At 72.5% G+C, this 12386-nt stretch carries 6 protein-coding genes; 3 read left to right on the top strand and 3 right to left on the bottom strand.

What is annotated here, in order from left to right; genetic code table 11:
* The first annotated feature begins 150 nt into the window (after nt 1-150).
* Nucleotides 151-861, top strand: a complete 711-nt coding sequence (locus tag B9S64_RS12100) for an HAD family hydrolase (RefSeq protein ID WP_103491364.1) — start codon at nt 151-153, stop codon at nt 859-861.
* Nucleotides 862-1225: 364 nt separating this feature from the next.
* Nucleotides 1226-6241, top strand: a complete 5016-nt coding sequence (locus B9S64_RS12095; RefSeq protein WP_103491365.1) for an NAD-glutamate dehydrogenase — start codon at nt 1226-1228, stop codon at nt 6239-6241.
* Nucleotides 6242-6405: 164 nt separating this feature from the next.
* Here the strand turns inward: B9S64_RS12095 and B9S64_RS12090 are convergent, their stop codons facing one another.
* The gene (locus B9S64_RS12090) at nt 6406-7215 is read right to left on the bottom strand and encodes an ABC transporter ATP-binding protein (protein WP_103491366.1); all 810 of its coding nucleotides are present in this window, start codon (nt 7213-7215) and stop codon (nt 6406-6408) included.
* Complete coding sequence (locus B9S64_RS12085; RefSeq protein ID WP_103491367.1) at nt 7208-8149, bottom strand: ABC transporter permease; 942 nt, start codon at nt 8147-8149, stop codon at nt 7208-7210. The genes B9S64_RS12090 and B9S64_RS12085 overlap by 8 nt, the downstream gene beginning before the upstream one ends.
* A 139-nt stretch (nt 8150-8288) precedes the next feature.
* On the opposite strand from B9S64_RS12085, the gene B9S64_RS12080 reads away from it, so the two are divergent.
* Nucleotides 8289-8894: a TetR/AcrR family transcriptional regulator gene (locus B9S64_RS12080; protein ID WP_103491368.1), complete on the top strand. Its 606-nt coding sequence runs from the start codon at nt 8289-8291 to the stop codon at nt 8892-8894.
* A gap of 63 nt (nt 8895-8957) precedes the next feature.
* On the opposite strand, the gene B9S64_RS12075 is transcribed toward B9S64_RS12080, so the two are convergent.
* On the bottom strand, nt 8958-12368 hold the full coding sequence (locus B9S64_RS12075) for a CDP-glycerol glycerophosphotransferase family protein (RefSeq protein ID WP_103491369.1): 3411 nt from the start codon (nt 12366-12368) through the stop codon (nt 8958-8960).
* Nucleotides 12369-12386 lie beyond the last annotated feature (18 nt).

The raw sequence follows: 12386 nt of genomic DNA, 5'->3' as shown, positions 1-12386 counted from the left end.
CCCCACAAGGCCCCACAAGGCCCCACAAGGCCCCACAAGGCCCCCAGAGCCCCACGGGCGCCTCCGAGCACCTCACCATCCCGGCCAGCTCCACGGGCCCCGGCGGCCGGGCCGGTGCCGTTGTCGTACCCGGCGCGTACCGTTTCCGGTATGGCGAATCGGGGGAAGCACGGCACCACGCATCTGGTCTGGGACTGGAACGGCACACTGCTCGACGACATCGGCGCGGTCGTCGGCGCGACGAACGCGGCGTTCGCGGAGGTGGACCTGCCACCGCTCACGCTGGAGCGGTACCGGGAGACGTACTGCGTGCCGATACCCCGGTTCTACGAGCGGCTGCTCGGCCGGCTGCCCACGGACGCCGAGTGGGAGCGGATGGACGGCCTCTTCCACCGCCACTACACCGAGCGGCGGGCGGCCTGCGGGCTGACCGAGGGCGTCGAGGAGCTGCTGGCCCGGTGGACGGGGGCGGGCCGCAGCCAGTCCCTGCTCAGCATGTACGGGCACGAACAGCTGGTTCCCACCGTGCGGGGCTACGGCATCGAGCCGCACTTCGTGCGGGTGGACGGCCGCACCGGTCCCTCCGGGGGCAGCAAGGCCCTGCACATGGAGCGGCACTTCGCGGAGCTGGAGGGGGAGGGGGTGGACCCCGAACGCTCGGTGGTCATCGGGGACGCGGTGGACGACGCGGTGGCCGCCGCCCACGTCGGGGCGCGCGCCGTGCTCTACACCGGTGGTTCGCACAGCCGGGACAGCCTGGAGGCCGTGGGGGTGCCCGTGGTGGACACCCTGGCGGAGGCGGTCGCGCTGGCCGAGTCGATGGACGGCCCGCCCGCGGCGCGACGGGTCGGCGGGGAGTGACCGGCCCTGTCCCGTTACGTGCCGGGAGCGACCCGTGGCGATGTCCAGAGTGTCAAAGTTCGGGCCGTTCTTTTGTACATATGCGGCTCATGACGGTTGTGGGTGCGGGAGAGATAGCCTGGTGCTGTGATCAGCGCGATACGCCTCGGGGGCAGCGAAGCCCCCGGCACCGGCCCGGAGTGCCACCGCACCCGGGCGATCAGCGCTGTCCACCTCCCGGACCGTCCGCCGGAAACGGCCCGTACGGTCCCGGGGGTCTTCCGAGGCGGCACAGCGTCGGACCGGACCGGATACTCCGTGCCGTGGCGGTACGTCGCCTTTTACACCTACGTCACGCAACGGCGCGCGACAGGAGCCAGAGGACATGCAGACCAAGCTGGACGAAGCCAAGGCCGAGCTGCTCGCACGGGCGGCACGGGTAGCTGACAACAGTCCGGGCGGTGGTGTCGATGGCCCGGGCGGGGCCCCACGGGTCCGCCTCGCGGAGGACACCGGGGCCGGGAGCGACGGGGAAGAGCGGCCGGTCGAGGACCAGATGCTCGCCTACCTCCAGCGTTACTACCTGCACACCGCTCCGGAGGACGTCGCGGGCCGGGATCCGGTCGACGTCTTCGGTGCGGCGGCTTCCCACTACCGCCTCGCCGAGGAGCGCCCCCAGGGCACGGCCAACGTCCGGGTGCACACCCCGACCGTCGAGGAGAACGGCTGGACGTGCAGCCACTCCGTGGTCGAGGTCGTCACCGACGACATGCCGTTCCTGGTCGACTCGGTGACCAACGAGCTGTCCCGGCAGGGCCGCGGCATCCACCTCGTCATCCACCCGCAGGTCGTCGTCCGCCGTGACGTCGCCGGCCGGCTGATCGAGGTGCTCGCCGACGACCGGCCGCACGGCGACGTGCCGCGCCGCTCCAAGGGCCGCAAGGAGGTCCGCGCCGAACTGCCGCACGACGCGGTCGTCGAGTCGTGGATCCACGTCGAGATCGACCGGGAGTCGGACCGCGCCGACCTGAAGCAGATCAACACCGATCTGCTCCGTGTGCTGTCCGATGTGCGCGAGGCCGTCGAGGACTGGGGGAAGATGCGCGACTCCGCCCTGCGGATCGCCGACGACCTCCCCTCCGAGCCCCTGGACGACCTCGGTGACGTCGAGGTGGAGGAGGCCCGCGAGCTGCTGCGCTGGCTGGCCGCCGACCACTTCACCTTCCTCGGCTACCGCGAGTACGAGCTGCGCGACAGCGACGCGCTGACGGCCGTCCCCGGCACCGGCCTGGGCATCCTGCGCTCCGACCCCAAGCACGCCGCCGACGAGGCCCACCCCGTCAGCCCGTCCTTCGACCGGCTGCCCGCCGACGCCCGCGCCAAGGCACGCGAGCACCGGCTGCTCGTCCTGACGAAGGCGAACAGCAGGGCGACCGTCCACCGGCCCGGCTACCTCGACTACGTCGGGGTGAAGAAGTTCGACGCCGACGGCAACGTCGTCGGTGAGCGGCGCTTCCTCGGCCTGTTCTCGTCCGCGGCGTACACCGAGTCGGTGCGCCGGGTGCCCGTCGTCCGGCAGAAGGTCGCCGAGGTGCTGGAGGGCGCAGGCTTCACGCCCAACAGCCACGACGGCCGCGACCTGCTCCAGATCCTGGAGACGTACCCGCGCGACGAGCTGTTCCAGACGCCCGTCGACCAACTGCGGTCCATCGCCACGTCCGTGCTGTACCTCCAGGAGCGCCGCCGGCTGCGGCTGTACCTGCGCCAGGACGAGTACGGGCGCTACTACTCCGCCCTCGTCTACCTGCCGCGCGACCGCTACACCACCGGGGTCCGGCTCCGCCTGATCGACATCCTCAAGGAGGAGCTGGGCGGCACCAGCGTCGACTTCACGGCGTGGAACACCGAGTCGATCCTCTCCCGGCTGCACTTCGTCGTCCGCGTCCCGCAGGGCACCGAGCTGCCGCACCTGACCGACGGGGAGGCGGACCGCATCGAGGCCCGTCTCGTCGAGGCCGCCCGCTCCTGGGCCGACGGTTTCCACGAGGCGCTGAACGCCGAGTGCGGCGAGGAGCGCGCCGCCGAACTGCTGCGCCGGTACGGCCAGTCGTTCCCCGAGGGCTACAAGGCCGACCACTCGCCCCGCGCGGCCGTGGCCGACCTGGTGCACCTGGAGGCGCTTGAGCAGGACGACAAGGACTTCGCCCTCAGCCTGTACGAACCGGTGGGCGTCGGTCCCGGCGAGCGCCGCTTCAAGATCTACCGGACGGGCGAGCAGGTCTCCCTCTCCGCCGTCCTGCCCGCGCTCCAGCGCCTCGGCGTCGAGGTCGTCGACGAACGGCCCTACGAGCTGCGCTGCGCCGACCGGGCGCACGCCTGGATCTACGACTTCGGGCTGCGCATGCCGAAGGCGAGCGGCGGCGTGGACCACCTGGGCGACGACACCCGGGACCGCTTCCAGGAGGCGTTCGCGGCCGTCTGGACCGGTGAGGCGGAGAACGACGGCTTCAACTCGCTGGTGCTGGGCGCCGGGCTCGACTGGCGTCAGGCCATGGTGCTGCGCGCCTACGCGAAGTACCTGCGCCAGGCCGGGGCCACGTTCAGCCAGGACTACATGGAGGACACCCTCCGTAACAACGTCCACACCACCCGGCTGCTCGTCTCCCTCTTCGAGGCCCGGATGGCGCCGAACCGGCAGAAGGCGGGCACGGAGCTGACCGACGGGATCCTGGAGGAGCTGGACGGGGCCCTGGACCAGGTCGCCTCGCTGGACGAGGACCGGATCCTGCGGTCCTTCCTCACCGTCATCAAGGCCACCCTGCGGACCAACTTCTTCCAGCCGGGCGACGACCAGGAGCCGCACAACTACGTCTCCATGAAGTTCGACCCGCAGGCCATCCCCGATCTCCCGGCGCCCCGCCCGGCGTTCGAGATCTGGGTGTACTCGCCGCGCGTCGAGGGCGTCCACCTGCGCTTCGGCAAGGTCGCCCGCGGCGGGCTGCGCTGGTCGGACCGGCGGGAGGACTTCCGTACGGAGATCCTCGGCCTGGTCAAGGCGCAGATGGTCAAGAACACCGTGATCGTGCCGGTCGGGGCCAAGGGCGGGTTCGTCGCCAAGCAGCTCCCGGATCCGGCCGTGGACCGTGACGCCTGGCTCGCCGAGGGGGTCGCCTGCTACAAGACGTTCATCTCGGCGCTCCTGGACATCACCGACAACCTGGTGATGGGCGAGGTCGTGCCGCCCGCCGACGTGGTCCGGCACGACGAGGACGACACCTATCTCGTCGTCGCCGCCGACAAGGGCACCGCGAAGTTCTCCGACATCGCCAACGACGTCGCCGTGTCGTACGGCTTCTGGCTCGGGGACGCCTTCGCGTCCGGCGGTTCCGCGGGCTACGACCACAAGGGCATGGGCATCACCGCGCGGGGTGCCTGGGAGTCCGTGAAGCGGCACTTCCGCGAGCTGGGACACGACACGCAGACCGAGGACTTCACGGTCGTCGGCGTCGGGGACATGTCCGGTGACGTCTTCGGCAACGGCATGCTGCTGTCCGAGCACATCCGGCTGGTCGCGGCCTTCGACCACCGGCACATCTTCCTCGACCCGACCCCGGACGCCGCCGCCTCGTACGCGGAGCGGCGCCGGCTGTTCGACCTGCCCCGCAGCTCCTGGGCCGACTACGACAAGGACCTGCTCTCGCCGGGCGGCGGGGTCCACCCGCGCAACGCCAAGTCGATCCCGGTCAACGCCCACGTCCGAGAGGCGCTCGGCCTCGACGCCGACGTCACCAAGATGACGCCCGCCGAGCTGATGCAGAACATCCTCAAGGCACGGGTCGACCTCGTGTGGAACGGCGGCATCGGCACCTACATCAAGTCGTCGGCCGAGTCGAACGCCGACGTCGGCGACAAGGGCAACGACGCGATCCGGGTCAACGGCGAGGACCTGCGGGCCCGGGTGGTCGGCGAGGGCGGCAACCTCGGCGCCACCCAGCTGGGGCGGATCGAGTTCGCGCGTACCGGCGGCCGGATCAACACCGACGCGATCGACAACAGCGCCGGTGTGGACACCTCCGACCACGAGGTGAACATCAAGATCCTGCTCAACGGGCTGGTCCGGGACAGCGACATGACCGTCAAGCAGCGCAACAAGGTGCTCGCCGAGATGACGGACGAGGTTGGACGCCTCGTGCTGCGCACCAACTACGCGCAGAACGTCGCCCTGGCCAACGCCTGCGCGCAGGCGCCGTCCCTCCTCCACGCCCACCAGCGCTTCATGCGCCGGCTGGGCCGTGACGGACAGCTGAACCGGGCGCTGGAGTTCCTGCCCAACGACCGGCAGATCCGCGAGCTCCTCAACCACGGCAAGGGGCTCAGCCAGCCGGAGCTGGCCGTGCTGCTCGCCTACACCAAGATCACCGCGGCCGAGGAGCTGATCACCACCAGCCTGCCGGACGACCCGTACCTGCAGAAGCTGGTGCACTCCTACTTCCCCGCGCTGCTCACCGAGCGCTTCCCCGAGGCGGTCGCCGGGCACGCCCTGCGCCGCGAGATCATCACGACGGTGCTGGTCAACGACACCGTGAACAGCGGTGGTTCGACCTTCCTGCACCGGCTGCGGGAGGAGACCGGGGCGTCGCTGGACGAGATCGTGCGGGCGCAGTACGCGGCCCGCGAGATCTTCGGCCTGTCCGCGGTGTGGGACGCCGTCGAGGCGCTCGACAACCAGGTGGCCGCCGATGTGCAGACCCGCATCAGGCTGCACTCGCGCCGGCTGGTGGAGCGCGGTTCGCGCTGGCTGCTCGGCAACCGCCCGCAGCCGGTCGCGATCGGGGAGACCGTGGACTTCTTCCGGTCCGGTGTGGAGCGGGTCTGGGGCGAACTGCCCAAGCTGCTCAAGGGTGCCGACCTGGAGTGGTACGGCTCGATCCTCGACGAGCTGACCACGGCGGGTGTCCCGGAGGAGCTCGCGTCGCGGGTGGCCGGGTTCTCCTCGGCCTTCCCGGCGCTGGACATCGTCGCCATCGCCGACCGTACGGGCAAGGAGCCGCTGGCGGTCGCCGAGGTCTACTACGACCTGGGTGACCGACTGGGCATCGCGCAGCTGATGGACCGGGTCATCGACCTGCCGAGGGCGGACCGCTGGCAGTCCATGGCCCGCGCCTCCATCCGCGAGGACCTGTACGCGGCGCACGCGGCCCTGACGTCGGACGTGCTGTCCGTCGGCAACGGCACCTCGACGCCGCAGGACCGGTTCGCCGCCTGGGAGGAGAAGAACGCGGCCATCCTGACGCGGTCGCGCTCCACCCTGGAGGAGATCCAGAGTTCGGAGTCCTTCGACCTGGCGAACCTGTCGGTGGCGATGCGGACGATGCGGACCCTGCTGCGTACGCACGCGTGACGGCGGGTCGGATCGCGCGGCCCCTGCCCGCGTGATCGGGGAGCGGCGGGCCACCGCCGCTCCCGGCCGCCAGACCGATGGTGCCCCCATCGGTCCGGCGGCTTCGTCGTGTCCGCTGCGGGGACGGAGCCGGACCGGCCCGCGGCGGGGTCACTTCCTCGCGGTCACTTCTTCTTGGGCTTCTTCACCGGTCCGGTGAACTCCTCGTACGCCGCGACGACCTCCTTGGCCGGGCCGTCCATCCGCAGTGTCCCCGCCTCCAGCCACAGCGCCCGGTCGCAGGTGTCGGTGATCGACCTGTTGCTGTGGCTGACCAGGAAGACCGTGCCGGCCTGCTCGCGCAGCTCCATGATCCGGTCCTTGCTGCGCCGCTGGAACCTCGCGTCGCCCGTGGAGAGCGCCTCGTCGATCAGCAGGACGTCGTGGCTCTTGGCGGCGGCGATGGAGAACCGCAGCCGGGCCCCCATGCCGGAGGAGTAGGTGCGCATGGGCAGCGTGATGAAGTCGCCCTTCTCGTTGATCCCGGAGAAGTCCACGATGTCCTGGTAGCGCTCCCGGATCTGCGCGCGGGTCATCCCCATGGCCAGCCCGCCCAGGACGACGTTGCGCTCGCCGGTCAGATCGCTCATCAGGGCCGCGTTGACGCCGAGCAGCGAGGGCTGGCCCTGGGTGTGCACCTGGCCCCGGGACGGCGGCAGGAGTCCCGCGACCGCCTTGAGGAGCGTCGACTTGCCGGATCCGTTGGAGCCGATCAGGCCGATGGCCTCGCCCTTGTACGCGGCGAAGCTGACGCCCTTGACGGCGTGCACCTTGCGGGCGCCGCGCGGCTGGCCGCGCGAGACGATCCGGTTGAGGGCGGAGGTGGCGCTGCCCCGTCCGGTGCGGGCGCCGTTGACGGTGTAGGTGATGTGGACGTCGTCGACGACGACGGTGGGGACCCGGGTGTCCGGGGTGGTGCCGGTGATGTCAGCCACGTCCGTACCGCTCCTCGGCCTTCCAGAAGTACACGAAACCGCCGATCCCGCAGAGGAGCGCCCAGCCCGTCGCGACCGCCCATACGTGCGGGGGCAGCTGGGCCCCGGTGAAGCTGTCGATCAGGGCGTAGCGCATCAGGTCGATGTAGACGGCGGCCGGGTTGCACTCCAGCGCCAGCAGGACGTACGACGGGACGCGGTCCTCGGTGAGGAGTTTGTCCAGGCTCCACATCACGCCTGACGAGTACATCCACGTCCGCAGGACGAACGGCATCAGCTGGGCGATGTCGGGGGTCTTCGCGGCGAGGCGGGCCATGACCATGGAGACGCCGGTGTTGAACAGGGCCTGGAGGGCGAGCGCGGGGATCGCCAGCAGCCAGGACGGCCTCGGGTACTGGCCGAACGCCAGGAGGATGAGGAAGAGCGCGCCCAGCGAGAACAGGAGCTGCTGAAGCTGCTGGAGGGCCAGGGCGATGGGCAGCGAGGCGCGCGGGAAGTGCAGGGCCCGCACGAGTCCGGTGTTGCCGCTGATGGCCCGGGTGCCGGCCGTGATCGAGCTGGCGGTGAACGTCCAGATGAAGACACCGGTGACGAGGAACGGCACGAAGTCCGGGATCCCGCGCTTGGTGTTCATCAGGACGCCGAAGATGAAGTAGTACACCGTCGCGTTGAGCAGGGGCGTCATGATCTGCCAGATCTGGCCCAGCTTCGCCTGGCTGTACTGCGCGGTCAGCTTGGCGGTCGCGAACGCGGTGATGAAGTGCCTGCGCCCCCACAACTGCCGGACGTACTCCCCGAGGGACGGCCGCGCGCCGCTCACGGTCAGGCCGTGGCGGGCGGCGAGCGCGGCCAGCTCGCCGGGCTCGTACACGGGCGGCTGGGGGGAGGGTGCGGGGTCCACCGGGGCCGGCGGGGCTGCTGTCTGGCTCACCACGTTCGCTTTCAGACGGGGGGCGGGGGGAACACGGCGCGCGGCCGAGGATGGGACGGGACCGTATCGTCGCAACGCTGAGGGTAGGGCGTCGGTACGTCGCAACGCAACCGTTCCGTCGTTACCGTTTACCATCGGGGACATGACCAGCGAACGGCGAACCGGGCGCCGCACCCCGGCAGGTGCCGCGGTGCTGCGCGAGGACGTGACCGACGCGATCCGCGGCGCCGTCTTCGAGGAGCTGGCCTCCGTGGGCTTCGCCCGGATGTCGATCGAGGGCATCGCCCGGCGGGCGGGGGTCGGCAAGACCGCCGTCTACCGCCGGTGGAAGTCCAAGCTGCACCTCGTGCTCGACCTGGTCGCGGCCGTCGCGTCCCAGGGCATGCCCGCTCCGGCGACGGGTTCGCTGTACGGGGACGTACGGGCCGTCCTGGAGCTCGCCGCGTACGCCCTGCGTCACCCGGTGGCCTCGCAGGTCATCCCGGACCTGCTGGTCGAGGCGGCCCGTAACCCGGAGATCTCCGACGCCATCAAGGCGGCTCTGCTGGACCAGCAGCAGGGGGTCGCCGCCGTCGTCGTGCGGGCGGCGGTCGAACGCGGTGAACTGCCCGAGGGCAGCGATCCCGACCGGGCCCTGGACCTGATCGTCGGGCCGCTGTACTGGCGGCTGGCCGTGGTCCGAGGCCCCCTGCCGAAGGGGTACCTGGACGACCTGGCGGCTTCGGCGGTACGGGCGCTCAAGGGCTGAGCGCGGCGTCGCCGGGGCCGCTCCCGGACCGCTCACCGGTTTTCGTGAACCGGAGGGGCGGGCTCAGCTGCCGTCGTCGGCCATCAGCCGGTCCGCGACACGGCGCGCCGCGGAGCCGTCGTCCAGGTCGCAGTAGTCCCTCCGGAAGCTGTCGTAGGCGTCCGCGTGCAGCCGGGCCGACGCCGTGGTGGTCCGCAGCGCCTGGGCCACCTCGTCCGTGGTGACGAGCAGGGGGCCCGGCGCGCGGGCCTCGAAGTCCAGGCAGAAGCCGCGCACGGTGTCCCGGTAGTGCTCCAGGTCGTAGGTGTGGAAGAGCATCGGCCGGCCCGTGAGCGCGAAGTCGAAGACCAGGCCCGCGTAGTCGGTGACCAGCACGTCCGCGATCAGCAGCAGCTCGGCCGTGTCCGGGTGCCCCGAGACGTCCCGCAGCGCGGGAGCCGCCGGCACGTCCCCCGTCACCCGGGGGTGCCGGCGGACCAGCAGGGTGGTGCGGTCGTCCAGCGAGCCGGCCAGGGCGGAGAGGTCCAGCGCGGGATCCCACCGGTAGGCACGGGACCGGCCGGGCACCTCGCCCGGCGTCAGGGCGAGATGGTCGCGGTACGTCGGCGCGTACAGCACCACGCGGTGCCCCTCCGGGACGCCGAGCCGCCGCCGCACCCGCTCGGCGGTCTTCTCCCGGCCCGGCGCGCACAGCAGGTCGTCGGCGGGCGAACCGGCCTCCAACACCTCGCCCCCGTACGCCAGGGCGCGCCGCAGCAGGGGGGTGGCGAAGGTGCTCGGGGAGACCAGGAACGACCACTGCGCGGAGCGGTGCGGCAGCGACGCCAGCCACTGGTGGTCGGCGTACAGGGTGTCGGCGAGGTCCAGACCGAACCGGCCGAGGGGGGTGCCGTGCCAGGTCTGCGCCACCGTCTGGCCGGGGCGCCGGGCGAACCAGGCGGGGAGCGGCTCCGCGGCGACCACACGGCGGGACCGGGCCAGCGCCTCGTACCAGGCGGTGCTGTACGCCACCACGGGGACGGCGGCCGGGGGCACCCGGTCCGCGTCGGCCGCCGAACCGTCGGTGACCCAGAGGTGGGTGACGTCGGTGCTCCGGCGCACGAGCTCGGCGTGCACGGCGCGCGGGGAGTCGCCCCCGGTGTACAGGACGGTGTCCCGGAGCGGCAGCGCGCGCTGCCCCGGGTAGTGCGCCGTGCGCAGACGGCCCTGGCGGTACGCGCCCCGCTCGGCTTCGGTGAGCGGGGAGGCGGCGCGCACGACGAGCCGGTCGCCGTGCAGCCGGACGAGCCGGAAGGCGTGTCCCGGGGCGTCCAGCGGCAGCCGGGAGGCGAGCGCGCCCAGGACGCGTACGGGACTCCCGTCCGCGTACACCTCCCAGTCGCCCTCCCGGGGCGGGAGCGCGAGGCCGGCGGTGAACCGGCCGTCCGGCAGCGGCTCCACGGGGACGGTCACGCTCTCCCCGAGGGTGCTGTGCCGCAGCACGAGCGCGCCGGAGCGCGCCCCCGTCCCGGAGCCCGGTCCCGTCCCGGCTCCCGTCCCCGCCCCCGTGATCCGCAGCGCGTCCCCCGGGCCGTGCTCGGCGCCGTCCGCGAACGGCCCGGCCTGCACCTCCACCACCAGGTCGCCCGAGGCGTCCGCGAAGACGGGCGGCGGCAGGTCCGGGGCGGCGGCGAGCGGGACGCGGGAACCGGCCGCCGTCTCCAGGGCCGCCCGCCAGCGGCCGGCCTCGTCCGGAAGGTCCCCCCGGGGCGTGCCGCCGTCCCCGGGACCGGCGAGCCCGGTGAGGGGGATCCGCGCGGTGAACCGTCCGCCGTCCTCGCGGCGCACCGGGCAGACCCGCTCCGGTGCTCCGTCCCGGGTCAGCACCAGCGCCGTGGGCGGGGCCTCGGTGTGGAACCGGCCGGTCAGTTCCACGACGGCCTCCCCGCCGTCGTGGGCCAGCGCCAGGGCGGGCGGCCGGGTCACGGTCAGTGCGAGCCGCCCGCCCCGGTAGCCGAGCACCGCCCGCAGCCCGTCGGGCAGATCGTGGACCACGGGCTGCGCGGACGGGGCCTCCACCGCGCGCAGGGCCGCCCGGCGCACGGCGCCGTGGCCCGCCACCACCACCCCCACGAACCAGCTGCCCGGCCCGAGCCGTGCCGGGTCGAGGACCGTCTCGAAGCCCGCGTGGTCGTAACCGTGCGTCTCCTGGCCGGAGTCGGCGGTCGCCTCGGGCATGGGTACGGTCCGCACCGGCACGGGCCGTGGCAGCCCACCGCCCGCCTCGCGCACCAGGGCCGCCTTCAGCGCGTGCCGGGGCGCGTCGGCGGGGAGGTTGCGGATGTACGCGTACCCGCGCAGGGTGAGCCGTCCGTCCGTGCCCCAGGACGCCTCCACGAGCCGGGCCACGGCGGGCAGGTCACCCCGGCCGAGCCGGGCCCCGGCCGTCCCGCCCGCGGCCCCCGGGTGCACCGCGCGGCGCCGCCCCCAAGGCCCCCGGACGGTGAACGTCCCCGTCCCGTTGGCCCGTTCGAAGTCCAGGACGGCCAGCAGCTCGTCCAGCCTGCGTTCGCGCACCAGCCGCCATCTGATCCGCGCCTCGGCCGGCAGCCCCTCCAGGGCCGCGTCCCCCGCCCGGTCGAGGAAGGCGCCCGCGTCCGCCATGAACGCCTCCCGGTAGGAGGGCCCGCCCATCGGCAGGCCCTCCAGGAAGTACACGAAGTCGTCCCGCAGGCAGGACGCGTCGTACCGCGCGCGCTGCCCGGCCCCGCGTCCCGCGAGGAACGCGCTGACCCGCTCGCAGGCGGCGATCCGGTCCCGTACGCCCCGCACGTCCGTGCGCCGCCGGGTGATCGAGCCCTCGCGGACCCGCCAGAGGTACACATGCCGGTGCAGGACGTCCACCGAGCGGGCGAGGTGGTGCGCCGGGATCATCACCGGGGCGTCCTCGTAGAGCCTGCCGACCGGGAAGGTGAAGGCGTGCTCGTCCCAGAAGGAGCGCCGGAACACCTTGTTCCAGGCGACCCGGTCGGCCAGCAGCCGTGGATCACGGGTGACATGGGTGCGGGGGTGGTCGGCGGTCAGCCAGCGGTACTGCCAGGCCTGCCGGGGCCCCTGGGCGGTCAGCCGCCACACGTTGCCCGTCACCAGATCGGAGCCGGTCGACTCCAGGGAGGCCAGCATCCGCGCATACGCGTCGGGGACGACGAGGTCGTCGCTGTCGGCGAACGCCAGGTACGGCACCCCGGGCGTGGTGTGCGCGACCCCGGTGTTGCGGGCCGCGCTCAGACCCGCGTTGGCCTGGTGGACGCAGCGGAAGCGCCTGTCCCGCGCGGCGAACTCCTCCGCGATCCGGCGGCTCCCGTCGGTCGAGCCGTCGTCGACCGTCACCACCTCGACGGCGTCCACCGACTGGCGGGCCAGCGAGGTGAGGCACTCCTCCAGGTACTCCTCGACGTTGTGCACGGGGACGACGACACTGAGGAGTGGCTTCATGCACAACTCAACCCGGCA

Source organism: Streptomyces sp. SM18, from assembly GCF_002910775.2.
Taxonomy (GTDB): Bacteria; Actinomycetota; Actinomycetes; order Streptomycetales; family Streptomycetaceae; genus Streptomyces; species Streptomyces halstedii.
The sequence above is the reverse complement of the archived record's forward strand: the minus strand, read 5'-3'. Positions and strand labels throughout refer to the sequence as shown.

Bases quoted from the DNA above. Each gene is read 5' to 3' on its own strand.
- B9S64_RS12075 (WP_103491369.1), bottom strand. From the start codon at position 12,368: ATGAAGCCACTCCTCAGTGTCGTCGTCCCCGTGCACAACGTCGAGGAG.
- B9S64_RS12100 (WP_103491364.1), top strand. From the start codon at position 151: ATGGCGAATCGGGGGAAGCACGGCACCACGCATCTGGTCTGGGACTGG.
- B9S64_RS12080 (WP_103491368.1), top strand. From the start codon at position 8,289: ATGACCAGCGAACGGCGAACCGGGCGCCGCACCCCGGCAGGTGCCGCG.
- B9S64_RS12095 (WP_103491365.1), top strand. From the start codon at position 1,226: ATGCAGACCAAGCTGGACGAAGCCAAGGCCGAGCTGCTCGCACGGGCG.